Raw genomic sequence first — 21,007 nt, 5'->3', positions numbered from 1 at the left:
GCGCCGGGACCTGAAGCCAGCCGTTACCCTGCGGCCGTCATTTCATCGAAGCATTCCAGCGCCTTGGCGGCATACATCATCGACGGGCCACCGCCCATCTGGATGGTCATGGCCAGCACATCGCCGATTTCCTCGCGGCTGGCCCCGGCGCGGATCAGGGTGTCCACATGCAGCACGATACAGGCCTCGCAGCGGGTGGCGATGGCGATGCCCAGGGCCACGAATTCCTTGGTCTTGAACGCCAGCACCCCGCCTTCCTTGACGGCCTTGCCCAGGGCACCGAAGGCGCGTGTCGTATCCGGGATCGCCTTGTTGAGCCCGCGCAACTGGTTGCGGGTGCTGTCGAGCTTGTCATTCCATGTCATGATCGGTCCTTGCCTTCCTGTCAGTCAGGTCAGGCCAGATCACAGCGGAACACGGCCTGCCTTGATCCTGATCAGATAAAAGGCTCAGGCAGGGCGGCGCGCGACAAAAGCCATGTTGTTGGCGGGCATCTCGACGACCTGCACCAATTCCAGCCAATTGGCATGGATCCAGTCGATCACGTCCCAATCATCCTTGTAGCCGATCTCGGGGTCCTGGGCGCGCAGGCTGGCATCGAAGGACCTGTCGCCGTCGGATGTCGTCTCGCCATCGCGCAGGAACGGACCATAGAGGATGAAAAGCCCGCCGGGCGCCAGCGCCTGCGCCACTTCGGCGATCAGGATCCTGGCCTCATTCTCGCTGATCAGGTGCAGCAGGTTGACCAGCACGATCAGGTCCTGACCGGCATGGGCGGCGCCCCAGCCGGGGGCGGTTGCGTCAAGCGCGATCGCCGGGCGCAGATTGGGTAGCCCTGCCAGCGCCGCATGGGCATCGACCGAGGCACGGCGCGCCGCGTCGATATCGGTGGGCTGCCAGTCCAGACCCGGCACGGCCTTTGCAAAGACAACCGCATGTTCCCCGGTGCCCGAGGCGATTTCCAGCGCGCGCCCGGACACGGGCGCATGCTGGGCGACCAGGGCCGCGATATCGGCGGCATTGCGCGCGGCAGAGGGGGCGAACATGCGCCCATCATCCGATGGATGCGCGACCGAGGCCGTGTCCGGAAGGTTCAGGCGGCGTGACATCTCAGGCAAACCTCGCAGGTGACAGGGCGCGCACGGTTCCGGCGTCCAGGCTTGGCGTCGCACCAAGCGCAAGATCGGCCAGAAGCTGGCTGGCGGCGGGCGCAGTCTGGAAGCCATAGCCGCCCTGACCCGCGCACCACAGGAAGCTGGCATCCTGCGGGTCGGCCCCTATGACCAGAGCGCGATCCGGCGCAAAGCTGCGCAGGCCTGCCCAATTCGCCAGCATCCGGGTGACGGGGACGGTCACGGCATCCTGATAGCGCGCCAGGCCTTCGGCCAGCACCATGTCATCGGCCCAGGCATCCTGCGGTTCGACCGGATCTTCATCCGCCGGCGATACGATCAGCGCGCCGGCATCGGGCTTGCAATACCAGCTTTCGCCGACCCCATCGACAAAGGGCCAATCAGCGGGCGACATTCCCTGCGGCAGCGCGATCCGCGCCATCGAGCGTCGATAGGGCTGGATATTCAACGCCGCCAACCCCGCCATGCGTGCGACCGGATCGGCCCATGCACCGGCGGCGTTGACCAGCAGATCGGCCTCGTGGGTTTGTCCGTTCAGCGTGGTCACGCGCCAGCCTGTCGCAACGCGGTCGATCCGGTCCACCCGCGCCCCGGTCACGATCCGCGTCCCGTGTGCGCGTGCGGACCGGGCAAAGTTCTGGATCAGCAGATCCGTGTCCAGATCCTGCGCGTCCTCGCGATAGGCGGCCCGGGTCACGTTTTCGCGGTTCAGGATCGGCCAGAGGCGGGCAGCCTGGTTGATCGGGATCTCTTCAAGTCCCAGATCGGCGCTGTCGGACCGAAAGGCATCGCCGTGATCCGGGCCTGCCACCATCATCATCCCGCGCGGGGACAGCACGCCGCCATCGGCATTGCGGTGGTGATCCGCGCTGGCGGCATTCAGGGCCTTGATCGTGGCATTACCGTAATCCAGCAGGAACATGGCCGCCGACCGGCCCGAGGCGTGATAGGCCAGGCTTTCCTCGGCTTCCAGCAAGGTCACGTCAAGATGCGGGGCAAGGCGGGCGGCCGCCGATATGCCGGCCACGCCACCCCCGATGACCAGCGCGCGGCTCATGCCTCTTCCAGCCGGTCCGTGGCGGGGGCAGGGGTGGGCGCAAGGGCTGTCAGCCGCGCATAAAGCGCATCATCCAGCGTGAAATCCATCGCTGCCAGCGAAGGTGTCAACTGTTCTGCGGACCGGGCCGATATGATCGGCGTGGGGCCTGCGGGATGACGCGCGGCCCAGGCCACGGCCAGGGTGGCCGCATGAACGCCGACCTCTGCCGCGATCTCTTGCAGCCCGGCGGCGGCCTTGTGCATCCATTCGGGGGCGTAACGGCTGGCATAGGCCTTGTCCTCGACCAGTCGCCCGTTGCCACCAAGCGCATATTTGCCTGTCAGCAATCCGCCACCCAGCGGCGAATAGGGGGCAATCGCGATACCCTGATCGACGCAGGCGGGGAACAGTTCCACCTCGGCCTGACGTTTGACGATGTTGTACATCGGCTGCAGGATGTCGATTGTCAGATCGAATTCCGACGCGACCCATTGCGCCTTGACCACCTGCCAGGCGGCGAAATTGGAAACGCCCACATAGCGGATCTGCCCCTTCTGTTTCAGCTCGGCCAGCGTCTGGAAGGTTTCGCGCAGTGGCGTGTTGTCGTCGAACCGGTGCAGGTAAAGGATATCGACCTGATCCATCTGCAACCGCTGGCGCGAGATGTCGAAGGTCTTGAGGATATTCTCGCGGGTCGACCCACCCACATATCCGGCCTTTGTGGCCAGGATCAGCCGGTCGCGATGCGGCGCGATCAGCCTGCCGGTGATCTCTTCGGATGCGCCGCCGGTATAGGCATGCGCGGTGTCGAAATGCGTGATGCCCGCGTCCAGGCTGGCCTCGAACATGGCGCGTGACTGCGTCTCATCGGCGCGGCCACCGAATTGCATGGTGCCAAAGGCAAGGCGGCTTGCGGGGGTGCCGTCACGGCTGATCAGTGCATGTGTCATGGACGCGAAACTGCCACGGCTTGGCGTCAAGGGAAAGGGGTCAAACCTGCTCTTGCGATCTTGACCGCCACTGACGCCAGGCCCAGACCAGTGACACCAGATAAAGCAGGTCCAGCGCCATCAGCGTCAGCCAGGGAAAGCTGATTAGCGCGGCCAGGAAACACACGAAACCCACGTAGAGAAAGCGCACGTTCTCGCGCTGGATCGTCAGCGATTTCAGCGACCATGTGGGCATGCGGCTGATCATCAGCAGGCCGACCCCCAGCATATAGGCGGCTATGACCATGTCGGGGATCGGCGGCAGGCCGTCGAAAGCGCGATCCACGAACAGGGGAAGCATCACCAGCAGCGCACCGGCAGGCGAGGGCACCCCCTCGAAATGGCGGCTCGGTTTTTCGGTATCGCTGGCCTTGGTGCCGACATTGAACCGCGCAAGCCGCAAGACACAGCACAGCGCATAGATCACAACGGCGATCCAGCCCAGGTTCCCCATGTCCTTGAAGGCCCAGAAATACATCAGCAGCGCGGGCGCGATCCCGAAGTTCAGGAAATCGGCAAGGCTGTCCAGTTCCGCCCCCAGCGCACTTGCGCTTTTCAGCAACCGGGCCAGGCTGCCATCCAGACCGTCCAGCACCGCGGCCAGCAGCAGCAATTGCACCGCCACGTTGAAATTGCCGCTGGTGGCATAGCGGATCGCGGTCAGGCCCGCGCAAATCGCACCGACCGTCACGAGGTTCGGCAGAAGCTGCACGATCGGCAATTCCCGCCGCGAACGGACGGGTGGCAACTGATCGGGATCAGGCAGTTCGCCCATCGCGCGCTCCTTCGGTCGAGGTCAGATCGGCAATGACCGTCTCGCCCGCGATCATGCCTTGCCCCACGGTGACAAGGGGGGACACGCCATCGGGCAGATAGACATCGACGCGGCTGCCAAACCGGATCAGGCCGAACCGTTCACCGGTCAGCAGGTGCTGTTCGGGTTTGGTCCAGCACACGATGCGCCGCGCGACCAGCCCCGCGATCTGCACCACGGCGATCTGGCGGCCATCGGCCATTTCGATGGCCAGCGAGTTGCGCTCGTTATCGACCGATGCCTTGTCCAGCGAGGCATTGAAGAACTTGCCGGGACGGTAGGCCACCGCTGTCACGCGGCCCGCGATGGGCGCGCGGTTCACATGGCAGTTGAACACGTTCATGAAGACGCTGACCCGCGTCAGGGCGTGATCCGCCATGCCCAGCTCGGCCGGCGGCACAGCTTTCTCGATCAGCGAGATCACCCCGTCGGCGGGGCTGATCAGCAGCCCGTCGCGCGTCGGCGTGGTGCGTTTGGGGTCGCGGAAGAAATAGTAGCACCAGACCGTCAGGCCGACACCGATCCAGCCCAGCGGTTCCCAGACAAGGAACAGCACAAGGGAAATCACGGCAAAGATAGCCACGAACTTGCGCCCTTCGGGGTGCATCGGTTTGATGAATGTTTCCAGCATGGTCATGATCAGGGCTGTCCTTCGCGATGTTGGCAATTGCCCTACAACCTTGTGGGCCGTGGCGCAATGCGGCTGACTGCCGTGGTGCATTTATGCGAAACGCCCTTCATGCGTCACGAGGATAGCATTCCGTTTTGAAGAACGAGAGCGTGTTACGCTGTCGACGGTCAGGCGGGCCCGTCAACAAGGGCTGACGCAACCGCAGTGGAAATGGGAATGCCGCCATGGATTTCCACGAAAAGGAATTGACCTGCCTCGTTGCACTCGAGGAATACATGTCGTCCGGCGGAATCCGTACGCAGATCAAACGCACCGTACCTGATGCCCATCGACGCCATGTAGCGACGGATGCAATCCTCGACCGGGGGCGGCAAGGTGACACTTGCGAAGGTTGCGTTCAACTCGGGGCGCCAGTCGATATGTGTGAAGCCCTCGGGGCGTAGGACCCGGGCCGCGAAAATAGCATCGTCAACGACGGTGACGCGCAGGTCATCGCCGCCCAGAATGGCCTCCTGGAACATGGTCGGACAGTTGGACAGGGCCTGATCGTCGATGTCTTCGTCCGGCCGGACCAAACGCGTTTCGATGAAAGCCTGTGCATGTCCGTTCATGGGCTTGCAGACAATGGCACCCAGACGGTCGCGGAAGCGCAGGATCGAATCCTTGCGCGTAGTCACGAGCGTCTGCGGAATGCAAAAACCGCTTTCTTGCGCGATGTGCAGTTGCAGCAGCTTGTTATTGGCCTGGGCCGCCCGATCAACCGGGTTGATGATGTTTGTCATCGACAGCAGCCAGCCTTTCAGCGTCGTATCGATCTCCTTTTGCATGAAAGCATTCGTCGCCTCGTCAAGATCGTCGACGGGTTCAGGACGCGATACACGCCGCCACCAGACACCGGTCACATCGACCGGATCGACGCCATGCTGGCTGAGGCAAACCGAAACCCCCCGCGATCCGGCGCCGATGACATGCTCTATGTCAAGGTTCGCCCGATATCCGCGCAGATCGACAATGACCGCATCGCCCCCGCGCTTTCTGATCTCGGACTGCACGGCCAGCGAATGCACATCCTCCGCGCTACTGAAGATCACGATCATGATCTAGTCGTCAGTCCTGTAACCATCGCCTTGGCAATCATCCTGGACGCGCTGGTCGTAATTCATGCCGGGTGCAGTGAACGTGACGCAGGAACTTGTCGTGTCATAGGTACAGGTGCTCTGCGCCGCGGCGGCAGCGCGTCCCCCCCATTCACGGCGCGAGATGATCTCGTTGATCAGCATCTCGAGGTCGGGCCGCTCGGGAAGTGTTGTTGGATTGAATGGCAGCCTGGGGGTCAGGCCAATGCGACCGAAATAGGCATTCTCGCGCGCGATGGCCTCGGGTCCGAGGCTGACGACCTGCGTATTCAGTCCAGGCTGTGATGACATCACATAGGGCGTGTTTGCCATCCGGGGCTGGCTTGGTTGATCCTGAACGGGACGGCTTACGATATGGGCCTTGCGGGTGGACAGGTCCGTGAAAACATAGATCGGCTCTTTCAGCAGATCTCCCACATCTTCCGAGAAGATCGGGATTTCTATTGTGCCGCTGATGCCCGCCTGCAAATCCCCCTCGACCGAGATAAGCCGCGCCGATCCGATCAACTTGCCTTTTACGCGCTTCTCGATCTCGGCCGCGATCTCGTCATCGTCAAGCGCGACGGCCAGCAGATGCGTCAGGGGATCCATTGAGCCCACGGCAGCTTGCTTGACGGCTTCCTTCAGTTTCTTGAGGGGGGGGGGGAGTTTGTCGGACATGGCACACTCACACTCTGAACGATCAAAAAACAAATGCTCCGTAATGTGGGCATGACGCATTCAAGCAGATATTCAATCCTGTTTTCTCTGCCTCTGCCTCTGCTTCCGCAGGGGGGCAGGGGCCGCCGCCGGACAAGATAGGGAATCGCACAGGCACCCGACCCGTGCCCACCGTGGCGCAAGACAAAAAAACCCCGCACGAAGGCGGGGTTTTCCTTGGGTGCTGTAACGGTCGATCAGTTCGGGATCGTGCCCTCAAGGCCCTCGACATAGAAGTCCATGCCCAGCAGGGTGCCGTCATCGGCCACTTCGCCATCTGCCAGCCAGACCGAACCGTCCTGCTTGTTCAGCGGGCCGGTGAAGGGGTGATATTCACCCTTCGCAATGGCGTCTTTCATGGCCAGCGCCTCGGCTTTGACATCAGCAGGCACCTTGTCGGTGATCTCGCCGATGCCGACCATGCCCGGCCCGATGCCGTCCCATGTGTCGGTCGAGGTCCAGGTGCCATCCAGCACGGCGCGGGTGCGCGCGATATAATAGGGCGCCCAGTTGTCGATGATCGAGGACACGCGCGGACCATCGGCATATTCACCCATGTCGGACGCCTGGCCGAAGCCGATGATGTTGCCTGCCTCTGCGGCGGCAGCCAGCGGCGCTGTGGAATCGGTGTGCTGCAGGATCACGTCGGCGCCCTGTTCGATCAGGACCTTCGCTGCGTCAGCCTCTTTCGCGGGATCGAACCAGGTATAGGCCCAGACGATCTTGAACTGGACATCGGGGTTGACCTTGCGCGCATGGATGAAGGCCGAGTTGATGCCGCGGATCACTTCGGGGATCGGGTAGGAGCCGATATAGCCGATGATGTTCGTTTCCGTCATCTTGCCCGCGATATGGCCCTGGATGGCGCGGCCCTCGTAGAAACGGGCCGAATAGGTCGACACGTTGTCGACGCGCTTGTAGCCGGTGGCGTGCTCGAATTTCACGTCAGGGAACTTGGCGGCCACATTGATCGTCGGGTCCATGAAGCCAAAGGAGGTGGTGAAGATCAGCTTGGCGCCGTCCAGCGCCATCTGGGTCATCACGCGCTCGGCGTCCGGGCCTTCGGGCACGGATTCGACGAAAACGGTCTCGACCTTGTCGCCGAACTCTGCCTCGACGGCCAGCCGGCCCTTGTCGTGCTCATAGGTCCAGCCGCCGTCGCCGACGGGGCCCACATAGACAAAGCCCACCTTCAGCTTGTCCTGCGCCATGGCCCCGGTCGCCAGGCCCAGCGCAAGCGCCGCGGTGGTCAGCAGTTTGGTTAGTTTCATTCAGGTTTCCCCCTGTTGGATGGTCTTGTTGAAAACGCCCCGATCCGCCGGATCAGAAATGATTGACCTCATCGCGAGGCATGGAAAATACGGCCCAACGAGGCAGGCGCGCTGCTTTTGTCGGCCGACATGATGACCAGCACGAGGATGGTGATCAGATAGGGCGACATTGCCAGATATTCGACGGGAATCGCAACGCCCGCCGCCTGCAGATTTAGCTGAATCACCGTCACGCCGCCAAAAAGATAGGCACCCAGCAGGACGCGCCAGGGCTTCCAGCTGGCAAATACCACCAGCGCCAGGGCGATCCAGCCGATTCCGGCCGTCATTCCCTCGGTCCACTGCGGCACGCGGATCAGGCTGATATAGGCGCCTCCCATCCCGGCGCAGGCCCCGCCGAAGAGAATCGCCAGAATGCGGATGCGCACGACCTTGTAGCCAAGGGCATGGGCCGCCTCGTGGTTCTCGCCGACCGCCCGCAGGATCAGCCCGGCGCGGGTGTATTTCAGCATGAACCAGACGGCGGAGACGATGATCAGGCCCAGATACACCATCAGATCATGCGAGAACAGGATCCGCCCCAGCACCGGCATGTCCGACAGGCCGGGCACGTTCAGCCGGGGAAAGGATGGCGGGCGAATGCCCTGGTAGCCCTGGCCGATCAACGAGGACAGGCCCAGCCCGAACAGCGTCAGCCCAAGCCCCGAGGCCACCTGGTTGGCCAGCACAAGCTGCGTGAGCGCCGCAAACAGAAGCGACAGCGCAGCCCCCCCCGCGGCAGCAGCCAGAACGCCCAGCATCGGATTTCCCGTGTTCACCGCGATGGCAAAGCCGCAGATCGCGCCGGTGATCATCATCCCCTCGACGCCCAGGTTCAGAACACCTGCCTTTTCCACCACAAGCTCGCCCACCGCCGCCAGCAGCAACGGGGTCGCCGCCACCATCAGCGAGGCCAGCAGCAGGATCGGATTGATTGACGACAGATCCATCATGCCACCTCACGCCATGTCAGCCGCAGCCGGTAATTGGTCATCACATCGACTGCCAGCAGGAAGAACAGCAACATCCCCTGGAACATCTGGATTGCCGCCGCCGGCAGCCCCAGCCGCGATTGCGCGATCTCGCCGCCGATATAGGTCAGCGCCATCAGCAGACCCGCCAGCAGGATGCCCAGCGGATGCAACCGGCCCAGGAAAGCCACGATGATCGCGGTAAAGCCGTAGCCCACGTTGAAGTCGATGCTGACTCGCCCGGCAGGCCCCGAGACCTCGAACATGCCGGCAAGTCCCGCCAGCGCGCCCGCAAGCCCCAGGCAGACCAGCACCAGCCGTGCCGGGTTCACACCCGCGAAGCGCGCCGCGCGCGGCGCCTCTCCGGTCAGGCGGATATGAAAGCCAAGAATATGCCGCGTCATCAGCACATAGGCGAAAATCACCGCCACCATGGCCGCGACAACGCCCCAGTGCATCCCCGATCCCGCGATCAGTTCCGCATTATGGGCGCTGGGATATTGCTGCAGGTTGCGCGAGCCGGGAAAACCGAAACCTTCGGGATTCTTCATCAGCCCCAGCGCCATCGAGGCCAGCAACTGCTCGGCCACATAGACCAGCATCAGCGACACAAGTATCTCGTTGGTGCCGAATTTGACCTTCAGAACGGCCGGGATCATGGCCCAGGCCCAGCCCCCCAGCGCGCCAGCCATCACCATCAGCGGAAAGATGAACCATCCCTCAACCGGGTAGAAGGCAAGGCCCACACCCGCGCCGCACAATGCGCCGACGATATATTGCCCCTCGGCCCCGATGTTCCAGATGCCTGCCCGGAAACCCAGGCTCAGCCCGATGGCGATCAGGACCAGTGGCGCGCCCTTCACCAGAAGTTGCGGACGGTAGAAAAAGGCGAATTCGGAAAACAGGGGATCCCAGAAGATCGTGCGTATCGCGACCAGCGGGTCCTTGCCCAGAAGCGCGAACAGCAAGCCCCCCGCGATCATCGTCGCGACCACCGCCACGATGGGGGCCAGCCAGACCCAGGCCTTCGAAGGCTGCGGCCGCTTTTCAAGCTTCAGCATGGCGCGGCTCCTTCATCGTTCCTCAAATACTCATGCTCTGCCGCCTCAGACATGCGCCACCTCCATGTCATGGGCGCCACCCATCATCAGCCCGATCTCCTCGATGTTCAGCTCCGACGTGGGCCGGATGCGTGACAGCCGCCCCTCGTTCAAGGCACCGAACCTGTCCGCGATCTCCATCAGCTCGTCCAGGTCCTGGCTGATCACCACGACCGCGGTGCCGCCCGCCGCAAGATCAAGCAGCGCCTGCCGGATCGCGGCCGCAGCCGCGGCATCCACACCCCATGTCGGCTGGTTGACCACCAGCACCTCGGGGCGCTGCATCACCTCGCGCCCGATGACGAATTTCTGCAGGTTGCCCCCCGACAGCGATCGCGCCGCATTGCCGGGCCCGGGTGTGCGCACATCAAAACGCGCGATGATGGCCTCGGCAAATCCCTTGGCGCGGCCCCAGTCCAGGAACCCGCGCCGTTCCAGCCCTTCGCGCAGCGATCCGGTCAGCATCGCGTTCTCGGTCAGGCTCATGTCGGGCGCCGCCGCGTGGCCCAGCCGTTCCTCGGGCGCACACAGCAGCCCGATCCGCCGCCGTTCCATCGGCCCCAGCATGCCGATGGCCTTGCCGTGCATCTGCACCATGTCGGGGCTGCTGCGCAATTCGCCGGACAGCGCGCCCAACAACTCGTCCTGTCCGTTCCCGGCAACCCCGCCAAGCCCCAGCACCTCGCCCTGCCGCACCGCCAGGCTGATGTCCTTGAGCGAACATCCGAAAGCTGACGGCGAGCGGACCGATAGCCCGCTCAGTTCCAGCGCCACATCGCCCAGCGCCCTGCCGCCGCGTTCCGGCGTGTGCAACACCGTGCCCACCATCATCTCGGCCAGTTGGCGCGCGGTTGTCTCGGCGGGGGTGCAGGTTGCTACCTTCTTGCCCAGCCGCAGGATCGTGGCCGTATCGCAAAGCGTGCGGATCTCCTCCAGCTTGTGACTGATATAAAGGATCGCCACGCCCTCGGCCGTCAGCTTGCGCAGGGTCTGGAACAGGATTTCCACCTCTTGCGGGGTCAGCACCGATGTCGGCTCGTCCATGATCAGCAGGCGCGGATCCTGCAGCAGGCAGCGGATGATCTCGACCCGCTGGCGTTCCCCCGCGGACAGGTCGCCCACGGTGCGGAACGGGTCCAGCGGCAGGCCGTAGGTTTCGGATACCTCGCGGATACGTCCCGCCAGATCGGCCAACCGGGGAGGATGCTCCATCCCCAGGGCGATATTCTCGGCCACGTTCAGCGCGTCGAACAGGGAAAAATGCTGGAACACCATCGCCACGCCCGCCGCCCGCGCGGCGCGCGGTTCGGCAGGGGCATAGGGTTTGCCCTGAAAGGTCATGCTGCCGTGGTCGGGTTTCACAAGGCCATAGATCATCTTGACCAGAGTGGACTTGCCCGCGCCATTCTCGCCCAGCAGGGCATGAACCTCGCCCTCCATGACATCGAATGACACATCCGCATTCGCCACGACACCCGGATAGGCCTTGGTCAGGCCCTTGATGCTCAGAACCGGTGCGGTCATGCGCTGCGTTCCTTTCTGTCGGTCTCGGCCGCTAGGCCGTTCATTAGGCTGGCCGCCACGCCGATTGCAATCGCTTGCGGATGTTTGCCCAGTGTCGGCGCGCCGATGGGGCAACGGATGCGCGCGATGTGCGCGCAAGCATGGCCCAGCGCCTGCAGCCGCGACCGGAACCGCGCCCATTTCGTCGCTGATCCGATCAGGCCCGCGCTGGCAAAGCCATGCTCCAGCAGCCCGTGACACAGCGCCAGATCCAGCGCATGGGAATAGGTCAGGATCAGATGATGTGCATCTTTGGGCGCATGCGGCACCAGGCGGGCCGGTTCTGCCGCCGGCAGGATCGTGACGCCCCATGGGTTTTGGGCCGGAAAGCGCTCGGGGTGCGTATCGACCCAGGTGATGGCCAGATCGGGCAGCGGCGACAGCGTCGCGACCAGCGCGCGCCCCACATGGCCCGCGCCCCAGATCCACAGCGGCACCGAAGCGCGCGCCAGGGATTCGACCATCCAGCCCTCGATCAGCTGCGGCGCGGGCCGCTGGCCCTGCGCGCGCGCGCGGTGCAGCAGGCGCTGCACGGCCAGCGGCGTCTGCGTCCCCTGCGTCCCCTGCGTCACGGGGCGGGCAATCACCTCATGTCCCTCCAGGACCTCAAGCGCGACCGCATCATATACCTCACTCAGCAATTGCACCGACCCGCCGCAGCATTGCCCCAGATCCGGCCCCAGCGCATGCCGGGAAAGCCGAGACGCAGGCCCGCCCGCCAGCATTGCGCGCGCCGCTTGCGCCGCCTGATGCTCCAGCGCGCCGCCGCCGATCGTGCCCGATTGACCCTCTGGCCAGACCAGCATCGCCGCCCCGACCTCTCGCGGCGACGACCCGCGCACCTGCGCGATCACCACCCGTGCGACCCGACCATGACCGGTCACGGCGGTGGTCAATTCTGCAAGATCAAAGCCCATCGCGCACCCGCTGCACAGCCGCCAGGATACGCTCCGGCGTCGCTGGCGCATCCAGCGCCGGATATCCCGGCCCGCAAGCGGAAACAGCATCCGAAATCGCCATCAGCGCCGAGATGCCCAGCATGAAGGGCGGCTCGCCCACGGCTTTCGAGCGATAGATCGTCTCCTCCCGGTTGCTCTCCTCCCAGAGCGCGACGTTGAACACCGCGGGCCGGTCCGACACAGCGGGGATCTTGTAGGTCGACGGCGCATGTGTGCGCAGTCGCCCTGCCTGATCCCACACCAGCTCCTCCATCGTCAGCCAGCCTGCGCCCTGCACGTAACCGCCCTCGATCTGGCCGATGTCCAGCGCCGGGTTCAGGCTGGCGCCCGCGTCATGCAGAAGATCGGCCCGCAGGATCCGCGTCTCGCCGGTCAGGGTGTCGATCACCACCTCGGTCAGCGCCGCACCATAGGCGAAATAGAAGAACGGCCGCCCATGCCCCCGGATGCGATCCCATTCGACCTTGGGTGTGGCATAGAAACCTGTCGCGGACAGGCTGATCCGCGCCGCATAGGCCATCTGCGCGGCTTGGGCAAAGCTGTAACTGGCCTCGCCCGCGTAGACGTGGCCACCCTCGAAGCGCACCGATAGGGCATCGACCTGATGCAGCGCCGCCAGATGCGCGGCCATGCGGTCGCGGATCGTATCGCAGGCGGCCTTGACGGCCATGCCGTTCAGATCCGACCCGGATGATGCGGCCGTGGCCGATGTATTGGGGACTTTTCCGGTATCCGTGGCGGTGATCTTGACGGCCCCCACCTCCAGCCCGAAGCGCGCGGCCGCGACCTGCGCCACCTTCTGGAACAGGCCCTGGCCCATCTCGGTGCCACCATGGTTCAGGTGGATCGATCCATCCTGGTAGACATGCACCAGGGCGCCCGCCTGGTTGAGATGGGTCAGCGTGAAGGAAATCCCGAATTTCACCGGCGTCAGCGCAAGGCCGCGTTTCAGGACGGGGTGAGTCGCGTTCCAATCCGCCACGGCCCGCCGCCGCCTGTCATACGCGCCCGTCACGGTCAGCCGGTCGGTCATGGCATGCAGGATGAAATCCTCGACCTCCATGCCGTAGGGCGTCGTTTGTATCTTCTTGCCCGAAATATCCTCGGGGGGGTGTTCACCGGAGGTGAACGGGGGGGCAGACAGCCCCCCTGCGCCGCCCGCCGCAGGCGCATTCCGGCCCGCCGCAGGCGCATTCCGGCCCGCCGCAGGCGCGGCTTCGGCATAATAATTCACACGCCGCACGTCCAACGGGTCGCGGCCCAGGTAATGCGCGATGTGATCCATCACCCGCTCGATGCCGACCATCCCCTGCGGGCCGCCGAAGCCACGGAACGCGGTCGCGCTCTGCGTGTTGGTCTTCAAGCGGTGGCTTTCGATGCGGGCATGCTCAAGCAGGTAAGCATTATCGGCATGCAGCATCGCGCGGTCTGCCACCGGCAGCGACAGATCCTGCGCCCAGCCGCAGCGGGCATATTGCACGAAACCCACCCCGGCGATGCGGCCCGCATCGTCAAAGCCCGCCGTGTAATCGATGCGAAAGTCATGCCGCTTGCCGGTGATCACCATGTCATCGTCGCGGTCATAGCGCATCTTGCAGGGCCGCCCGGTCAGGGATGCCGCCACCGCACAGGCCACGGCCAGCGCATTGCCCTGGCTTTCCTTGCCGCCGAAGCCCCCGCCCATGCGCCGCACTTCGACCCGGACGCCATGCATGGGAAGGCCCAGGGCCTCGGCCACCTTGTGCTGGATTTCGGTCGGGTGCTGGGTGGAGCTGTGCACCACCATGTCGCCGCCCTCCTGTGGCAGGGCCAGGGCCGCCTGACCCTCAAGGTAGAAATGCTCCTGCCCGCCGATCTCGAAGCGCCCTTCCACGCGATGCGGCGCCGCCGCGATCGCGGCGGGCGCATCGCCTTTGGCATAGATGCGCGGACCATCCTCGAAACGGCTGTTTGCAGCCAGAGCCCGGTCGATCGTCAGGATCGGGACCTCTTCGGCATAGTCGATCCGGCCCAGCCGTGCCGCGCGGCGCGCCGCCAGATGGCTATCCGCCACCACCGCAAAGACCGGCTGTCCCAGGTAATGGACGCGGCCCATGGCCAGAAGCGGTTCGTCATGGGCGGAAGGCGAGACATCATTCGCAAAAGGCAGATCTTCCGCCGTCAGAACCATCACCACGCCGGGCGCGGCGCGCACGGCCGCCAGGTCCATCCCGGTGATCCGGCCCCGCGCGATTCCGGACAGACCGAAGGCCAGGTGCAGCGCATCGGCGGGCAGGGGAATATCATCGACATAGCGCGCCTGTCCCGTCACATGCAGGCGTGCGGCGTCATGGGGCAGGGGTTTGGCCAGGCTCATGGCTGCACCTCCATGATCCCGGCGGTCTGACCCGTATCTTCAAGGAAATAGCGCCGCAGCATGTTCGCCGCCGTCTGCAGCCGGTACCCGGCCGAGGCGCGCATGTCCGACAGCGGCACGAAATCCTGCGCGAAAGCCTGCATCGCGCGATCAATGGTCGCAGCGATCCAGGGCTGGCCGATCAATGCCGCCTCGACATGGCGCGCGCGCGCCGGAATGCCCGCCATGCCGCCAAAGGCGATGCGGGCGGCAGTCACCCGGCCATCCATCACGGTGATCGAGAAGCAGCCGCACACCGCCGAGATATCCTGATCGAACCGCTTGGACAGCTTGTGGCAGCGCAGCCTGTCCGCCTGCCGCGGGATCGTGACAGCCTCGATGAATTCGCCGGGGCGGCGATCCTGCTTTCCATACTCCAGAAAGAAATCCTCAAGCGCCATCTCGCGCCGCGCATCGCCCTGCCGCAGATGCAGCACAGCACCCAGCGCCATCAGCGCGGGCGGCCCGTCACCGATGGGCGAGCCATTGGCGATATTGCCCCCGATCGTGGCCGCGGCCCGGACCTGCGCCGAACCATAGCGCCGCAGCATGGCCGCGCAGGACGGATGCAGATCATCCATGACCGGGATCAGCCGCGCGATGGTGACGCCTGCACCGATGGTCACGGCATCTTCGTTCTGCGTGATCTGCTGCAGATCGGCGCAGCGGTTCAGAAAGATCATCTGGCCAAGGTCGCGCATCTGCTTGGTGACCCAAAGGCCGACATCCGTGGCACCGGCCACCAGTGTCGCCGCGGGGTTCGCGGCATAGGCCGCGGCAAGCGCGTCGCTGCTTGTCGGTTGCATGGCCGCACTGGCGGGGGGCTGGCGGCCCCCCACGTCGACCCTGCGGCTCGACGATCCCCCCGCGGATATTTCCGGCAAGAAGAAATCGCGGTCATGGGTCATCCAGGCGGGCACAGGCGCGTCTTCGGCGGCTTTCGCGGCGCGGATGATCGGCGCATAGCCGGTGCAGCGGCACAGGTTTCCGGCCAGTGACCGGTCGTGGTCCCTGTCCCCGTTCAGATGCGCCACCGCCATTGCGGCGATGAAGCCCGGCGTGCAGAAGCCACATTGGCTGCCGTGATGGTCCACCATGGCCTGTTGTACCGGGTGCAGGTGGCCATCCGGGCCGGTGATGCCTTCGACCGTGCGCAGGGCGCGACCATCCAGTTGCGGCAGAAAAAGGATGCAGGCGTTCAATGCGCGGCTGCTGCCGTCCGGATCGGTGACCATGACGGTGCAGGCGCCGCAATCGCCCTCGTTGCAACCCTCTTTCGTGGCTGTCAGGCCGCGCGTCTCGCGCAGCCAGTCCAGCGCGGTCACGGTGGGCGACTCATCTGCCAGCACCACGCTTTCCCCGTTCAGAAGAAAGGAGACATTCATGCAGAAAAGCCCGCCGCCTTACCAGTTTTTTGCCCCGTGATGCGCTGTCTCGATGCGGCGTAGAGCAGCGCGGACCCTGTTGGTTCGCTTCAGCAAAGCGCGGATTCGGCCAGTTGGCAAGAAAAAGCTTCACGGCGGCTTTCGGCCTTGCCGTCCGGTGATCAGTTTTTCGGCGCTTTCCGAGGGGCGGGCCTTGGGGTAGCCTTCAGCCCATGAGCAATTCCCCCCGATTCATTCACCTGCGTGTGCACACCGAATATTCCCTGCTGGAAGGGGCGGTGCGGCTGAAGAAGCTGCCCGGTCTGTGCGCCGCGGCCGGCATGCCGGCCGTGGCCGTGACCGATACCAACAACATGTTCGCGGCGCTGGAATTCTCGGTGGGGGCCAGCGCGGCGGGCATCCAGCCCATCGTCGGTTGCCAGGTTTCGCTGGCTTACCTGCCGGCCCAGCCGGGAGAGCGGCCCCGCGACCCCGCGGGGATCGTGCTGCTGGCCCAGAACGAGACCGGATATGAAAACCTGATGCGGCTGAACAGCTGCCTCTACCTGGACAAGGCCGGACAGCTTCCGCAGGTCACGATGGAGGAGTTGCAAGCGTTCGGCGAAGGTCTGATCTGCCTGTCGGGCGGCCCCGATGGACCCGTGGGGCGGCTCTTGCGGGCAGGTCAGCGCCCGGCGGCGGAAGATCTGATGCGCAAGCTGGCGGCGATTTATCCAGACCGGCTTTACGTCGAATTGCAGCGTCACCCCGAGGGCGGCGGCCTGCCCGAGGCCGAGCGCCTGTCAGAACGTGGCTTTGTCGAGATGGCCTATGCGATGGATCTGCCGCTGGTGGCCACCAACGATGTCTATTTCCCGAAATCCGACATGTACGAGGCGCATGACGCGCTGATCTGCATCGCCGAAGGCGCCTATGTCGACCAGCAGGGGCCGCGCCGCCGCCTGACCGCGCAACACTATTTCAAATCGCCGCAAGAGATGGCCACGCTCTTTGCGGATCTGCCCGAAGCGGTCCAGAACACCGTCGAAATCGCGCGCCGCTGTGCCTTCAAGGCGTTCAAGCGCCCGCCGATCCTTCCCAAGTTCGCCGATGACGAGGTGCAGGAATTGCGCCGCCAGGCCAAGGAAGGTCTGGCCGCGCGGCTTGCCGTGATCCCCCATGCCGCTTCGGTCGAGGAATATGACAAACGGCTGGAGTTCGAACTTGGCATCATCGAGGGCATGGGCTTTCCCGGCTATTTCCTGATCGTGGCCGATTTCATCAAATGGGCCAAGGATCACGACATTCCCGTGGGGCCGGGGCGCGGCTCGGGGGCGGGCAGCCTGGTGGCCTATGCGCTGACGATCACCGACCTTGATCCGCTGCGCTACAGCTTGCTGTTCGAACGCTTCCTGAACCCCGAACGCGTCAGCATGCCCGACTTCGACATCGACTTCTGCATGGATCGCCGCGAAGAGGTGATACGCTATGTGCAGGAGCGTTATGGACGTGACAAGGTGGGGCAGATCATCACCTTCGGCGCGCTTCTGTCCAAGGCCGCGGTGCGCGATATCGGGCGCGTGTTGCAGATGCCTTACGGGCAGGTGGACCGGCTGTCCAAGCTGATCCCGGTCGAAGGGGTCAAGCCTGTCAGCATCGAGCAGGCCCTGGCACAGGAAGAACGCCTGCGCGAGGCGGTCCGCGCCGAGGAAGTCGTCAAGCGTTTGCTGGACTACGGCCAGCAGGTCGAAGGGCTGCTGCGCAACGCATCGACCCACGCGGCGGGCGTGGTGATCGGTGACCGCCCGCTGGACCGTCTGGTGCCGCTCTACCAGGATCCGCGATCGGACATGCCGGCCACGCAGTTCAACATGAAATGGGTGGAACAGGCCGGGCTGGTCAAGTTCGACTTTCTCGGCCTAAAGACATTGACCGTGATCCAGAACGCGGTCGATCTGATCAAGGGGCAGGGGCGGCATCTGCATATCCGCGCGGATGGGGCGCAGCTTTACGATCCGCCCGAAGGCGCCATGGACGATATCGGCGCGATCCCGCTGGATGACGAGGCGACATACAGGCTTTATGCCAGTGCCAAAACCGTCGCGGTCTTCCAGGTGGAATCCAGCGGGATGATGGACGCGCTGCGGCGCATGAAGCCCACCTGCATCGAGGATATCGTGGCGCTGGTGGCGCTGTACCGTCCCGGCCCGATGGAGAATATTCCCACCTATTGCGAGGTCAAGAACGGGCTGAAAGCGCGTGAATCGATCCATCCGCTGATCGACCACATCCTTGAGGAAACCCAGGGCATCATCGTCTACCAGGAACAGGTGATGCAGATCGCGCAGGAAATGGCGGGCTATTCGCTGGGCGGCGCCGACCTGCTGCGCCGCGCTATGGGCAAGAAGATCGCCGAGGAGATGGCCAAGGAACGGCCCAAGTTCGAAAAGGGCGCGATGGCCAATGGCGTCGACAAGAAGAAAGCCTCGGAGGTTTTCGACCTTCTGGAGAAATTCGCCAATTACGGCTTCAACAAATCGCACGCCGCCGCCTATGCCGTGGTCAGCTACCAGACAGCCTGGCTGAAGGCGAACCACCCGGTCGAATTCATGGCGGGCGTCATGAATTGCGACAGCCACCTGACCGACAAGCTGTCCACCTATGCCGAGGAAGTCCGCCGTGGCATGGGGATCGAGATCGTACCCCCTTGCGTCAACCGGTCCGAGGCCGGGTTCACCGTGCATGAGGGCAAGCTGGTCTATGCGCTGGGCGCGCTCAAGAACGTGGGCATCGAGGCGATGCGGATGATCACCGCCGCGCGGCGCGACGACGCGGGGCGCGAAAGGCCCTTTGTCACGCTGTTCGATTTTGCCCGCCGGGTGGATCTGAAACGCGTCGGCAAGCGGCCGCTTGAAATGCTGGCCCGCGCCGGGGCCTTCGACATGCTGGACCCCAACCGCCGCCGGGTGTTCGAGGCGCTGGATGCGCTGGTGAACTATTCCGCGGCGATCCACGAACAGAAGGCCTCGAACCAGGTGTCGCTGTTCGGAGAGGCGGGCGACGACCTGCCCGAACCGCGCCTGATGCCCGTGGCCGACTGGCAACCGACAGAACGGCTGGATGAGGAACACAAGGCCATCGGTTTTTACCTGTCAGGTCATCCGCTGGACGACTACCTGCCCGCGCTGAAACGGCGCAACGTGCTGACCCTGGCCGAATTGCAGGCCAAGGCCGAACAGGCCGGCGGCGCCATCGGCAAGGTGGGTGTTCTGGTGTCGGCCCTGCAAGAGCGCAAATCGGGACGCGGCACGCGGTTCTTCCGGATGAACATTTCCGACCCGACCAGCCAGGTCTCGGGGATCGCGATGTTCTGCGATGATTTCGACGCGGCCCGGCGTGTCTTTGACCAGACGCATCAGGTTGTCATGACCCTTGAGGCGCGGTTCAACGAGGGGCAGTTCGATCCCGTCGGGCGATCCGTGACCCCGATGGACGGTGTCGTGGCCGAAGCCGGCGCCACCGGCCTGCGGATCTTCATCGAGGATGCGGGCGCTATCGCCTCTGTCGCGTCGGTTCTGGAACAGGCGGCCGAAACCTTGCGAAACCTGCCGCGCGGACCCGTCATGCTGTGCCTGATGGACCCCGGCCTGCCCGGCGAGACCGAGATCGACACAGGTCAGGATTTCCCGCTGAACCCGCAGATCAAGGGGGCAATCCGGTCCTTGCCCGGCGTCATGGAAGTGCAGGAAGTGTAACGCGACCCTGACCGGCGGGCGGATTTACCAATGCGGCGGGCGTTGATCGGCCAGCACCACGCCTTCGCCCGCGGCACTTTCGCGTTCCGCCTCGCGCTGCATCAGCATGTCGACGCGCCGGGCCAGGCGCGCGATTTCGGTCTGCTGGGTTGCGACAACATCCGACAGGTCATCGACCGCGCGGATCAGATGGGCCAGCTTTTCCTCAAGGTGTTGCATCGCGCCTCCTTTTGCGATGCTGTTGATAGCACGGGGGCAGGACACAGGGAAGGACAGGCCATGACAGTCAGGGTGGATCAACAGGATCGGGTGGCGGTCGTCACGATCGACCGGCCACAGGCGCGCAACGCGGTCAATCCGGTGACGGCGCAGGCGCTTTACGAGGCATTTCTGACGCTGGAAGGCGATGCCGGGATCGACGTGATGATCCTGACCGGGGCGGATGGCGCTTTCTGCGCGGGCTTCGACCTCAAGACCGCCGCTGATGGATCCGCGGCCAGCTGGATCGAGGCCGTCGATATTCCCGATGACTGGACCGACCCGGTGGCCCAGCCCCGGCCCGGTCCGATGGGGCCATCGCGGCTGATGCTGTCGAAACCCGTGATCGCCGCGATCGAAGGGCCCGCCGTGGCGGGCGGCGTGGAACTTGCCGCATGGTGCGACATGCGGGTCATGGCGCAGGGCGCGGTGATGGGCATCTATTGCCGCCGCTGGGGCGTGCCGCTGATCGACGGGGGCACCTTCCGCCTTCCGCGCGTGATCGGACAGGGCCGCGCCAATGACCTGATCCTGACGGGGCGCCCGGTGGATGCCGAAGAGGCGCGGGCCATGGGGCTGGCCGACCGCCTTGTGCCACAGGGGCAGGCGCTGACCGCAGCACTGGATCTGGCGCAGACGCTGACCCGCTTTCCGCAGGGCTGCATGCGGGCCGATTTCCTGTCAGCGCGGATGCCGCCCGCCGATCTGGCGGCGGCCTTGCGTCGTGAATGGGTCTCGGCCGCGATGTTCGCTGCCGAAGGGCGCGCCGGGGCCTCGCGCTTTGCGGGGGGACATGGCCGGTCGGGCCGGTTCGACGACCTCTAGCCCCGCTTGCCCCCTTGGCCTGCATCCGGTAGAGGCAAGCCGGACAAGACCGCCCATACCGCCCCG

Annotated in this window: 18 protein-coding genes; 2 read left to right on the top strand and 16 right to left on the bottom strand. The window is 64.6% G+C overall.

What is annotated here, in order from left to right:
- Window positions 1-23: 23 nt before the first annotated feature.
- From ACFQ3C_RS17510 to xdhA, 15 genes are all read right to left on the bottom strand, one after another.
- Window positions 24-365, bottom strand: a complete 342-nt coding sequence (locus tag ACFQ3C_RS17510) for a carboxymuconolactone decarboxylase family protein (protein ID WP_380794598.1) — start codon at window positions 363-365, stop codon at window positions 24-26.
- 84 nt (window positions 366-449) lie between these two features.
- On the bottom strand, window positions 450-1,109 hold the full coding sequence (locus ACFQ3C_RS17505) for a DUF938 domain-containing protein (protein WP_380794596.1): 660 nt from the start codon (window positions 1,107-1,109) through the stop codon (window positions 450-452).
- 1 nt (window position 1,110) lies between these two features.
- Window positions 1,111-2,190 carry an NAD(P)/FAD-dependent oxidoreductase gene (locus ACFQ3C_RS17500; RefSeq protein WP_380794593.1) on the bottom strand — a complete coding sequence of 360 codons (1,080 nt, stop codon included), beginning with the start codon at window positions 2,188-2,190 and terminating at the stop codon, window positions 1,111-1,113.
- On the bottom strand, window positions 2,187-3,122 hold the full coding sequence (locus tag ACFQ3C_RS17495) for an aldo/keto reductase (protein WP_380794591.1): 936 nt from the start codon (window positions 3,120-3,122) through the stop codon (window positions 2,187-2,189). The genes ACFQ3C_RS17500 and ACFQ3C_RS17495 overlap by 4 nt, the downstream gene beginning before the upstream one ends.
- A gap of 40 nt (window positions 3,123-3,162) precedes the next feature.
- The gene (gene pssA, locus ACFQ3C_RS17490; protein ID WP_380794589.1) at window positions 3,163-3,936 is read right to left on the bottom strand and encodes a CDP-diacylglycerol--serine O-phosphatidyltransferase; all 774 of its coding nucleotides are present in this window, start codon (window positions 3,934-3,936) and stop codon (window positions 3,163-3,165) included.
- Entirely contained in the window at window positions 3,920-4,696 is a 777-nt protein-coding gene (locus ACFQ3C_RS17485) for a phosphatidylserine decarboxylase (RefSeq protein WP_380794586.1), read from the bottom strand. Before ACFQ3C_RS17485 ends, pssA begins: the two co-directional genes overlap by 17 nt.
- 77 nt (window positions 4,697-4,773) lie before the next feature.
- Window positions 4,774-5,703 carry an MvdC/MvdD family ATP grasp protein gene (locus tag ACFQ3C_RS17480; protein WP_380794584.1) on the bottom strand — a complete coding sequence of 310 codons (930 nt, stop codon included), beginning with the start codon at window positions 5,701-5,703 and terminating at the stop codon, window positions 4,774-4,776.
- A gap of 3 nt (window positions 5,704-5,706) precedes the next feature.
- Window positions 5,707-6,333 carry a hypothetical protein gene (locus ACFQ3C_RS17475; RefSeq protein ID WP_380794581.1) on the bottom strand — a complete coding sequence of 209 codons (627 nt, stop codon included), beginning with the start codon at window positions 6,331-6,333 and terminating at the stop codon, window positions 5,707-5,709.
- Between the two features lie 305 nt (window positions 6,334-6,638).
- Window positions 6,639-7,712 carry a BMP family ABC transporter substrate-binding protein gene (locus tag ACFQ3C_RS17470; RefSeq protein WP_380794579.1) on the bottom strand — a complete coding sequence of 358 codons (1,074 nt, stop codon included), beginning with the start codon at window positions 7,710-7,712 and terminating at the stop codon, window positions 6,639-6,641.
- Between the two features lie 68 nt (window positions 7,713-7,780).
- Window positions 7,781-8,701 (bottom strand): ABC transporter permease, encoded by a 921-nt coding sequence (locus ACFQ3C_RS17465; protein ID WP_380794576.1) that lies wholly within the window; start codon window positions 8,699-8,701, stop codon window positions 7,781-7,783.
- Window positions 8,701-9,783 (bottom strand): ABC transporter permease, encoded by a 1,083-nt coding sequence (locus ACFQ3C_RS17460; RefSeq protein WP_380794573.1) that lies wholly within the window; start codon window positions 9,781-9,783, stop codon window positions 8,701-8,703. Before ACFQ3C_RS17460 ends, ACFQ3C_RS17465 begins: the two co-directional genes overlap by 1 nt.
- Before the next feature lie 45 nt (window positions 9,784-9,828).
- Window positions 9,829-11,346 carry an ABC transporter ATP-binding protein gene (locus tag ACFQ3C_RS17455; protein WP_380794570.1) on the bottom strand — a complete coding sequence of 506 codons (1,518 nt, stop codon included), beginning with the start codon at window positions 11,344-11,346 and terminating at the stop codon, window positions 9,829-9,831.
- Entirely contained in the window at window positions 11,343-12,302 is a 960-nt protein-coding gene (gene xdhC, locus ACFQ3C_RS17450) for a xanthine dehydrogenase accessory protein XdhC (protein WP_380794567.1), read from the bottom strand. Before xdhC ends, ACFQ3C_RS17455 begins: the two co-directional genes overlap by 4 nt.
- On the bottom strand, window positions 12,292-14,700 hold the full coding sequence (gene xdhB, locus ACFQ3C_RS17445) for a xanthine dehydrogenase molybdopterin binding subunit (protein WP_380794564.1): 2,409 nt from the start codon (window positions 14,698-14,700) through the stop codon (window positions 12,292-12,294). The genes xdhC and xdhB overlap by 11 nt, the downstream gene beginning before the upstream one ends.
- On the bottom strand, window positions 14,697-16,124 hold the full coding sequence (gene xdhA / locus ACFQ3C_RS17440) for a xanthine dehydrogenase small subunit (RefSeq protein WP_380794562.1): 1,428 nt from the start codon (window positions 16,122-16,124) through the stop codon (window positions 14,697-14,699). Before xdhA ends, xdhB begins: the two co-directional genes overlap by 4 nt.
- Before the next feature lie 212 nt (window positions 16,125-16,336).
- Here xdhA and dnaE point away from each other — a divergent pair, with 212 nt between their 5' ends.
- Window positions 16,337-19,858, top strand: coding sequence for a DNA polymerase III subunit alpha (gene dnaE, locus ACFQ3C_RS17435; protein WP_380794559.1), 3,522 nt, complete (start codon window positions 16,337-16,339; stop codon window positions 19,856-19,858).
- Window positions 19,859-19,882: 24 nt separating this feature from the next.
- On the opposite strand, the gene ACFQ3C_RS17430 is transcribed toward dnaE, so the two are convergent.
- Window positions 19,883-20,077 carry a SlyX family protein gene (locus ACFQ3C_RS17430; protein WP_380794556.1) on the bottom strand — a complete coding sequence of 65 codons (195 nt, stop codon included), beginning with the start codon at window positions 20,075-20,077 and terminating at the stop codon, window positions 19,883-19,885.
- Between the two features lie 60 nt (window positions 20,078-20,137).
- On the opposite strand from ACFQ3C_RS17430, the gene ACFQ3C_RS17425 reads away from it, so the two are divergent.
- Window positions 20,138-20,941: a crotonase/enoyl-CoA hydratase family protein gene (locus ACFQ3C_RS17425; protein ID WP_380794553.1), complete on the top strand. Its 804-nt coding sequence runs from the start codon at window positions 20,138-20,140 to the stop codon at window positions 20,939-20,941.
- Window positions 20,942-21,007: the final 66 nt, after the last annotated feature.

It is taken from the genome of Seohaeicola saemankumensis, assembly GCF_042678485.1.
Classification (GTDB): Bacteria; Pseudomonadota; Alphaproteobacteria; order Rhodobacterales; family Rhodobacteraceae; genus Seohaeicola; species Seohaeicola saemankumensis.
This window is presented reverse-complemented; position numbering and strand designations above follow the sequence as displayed.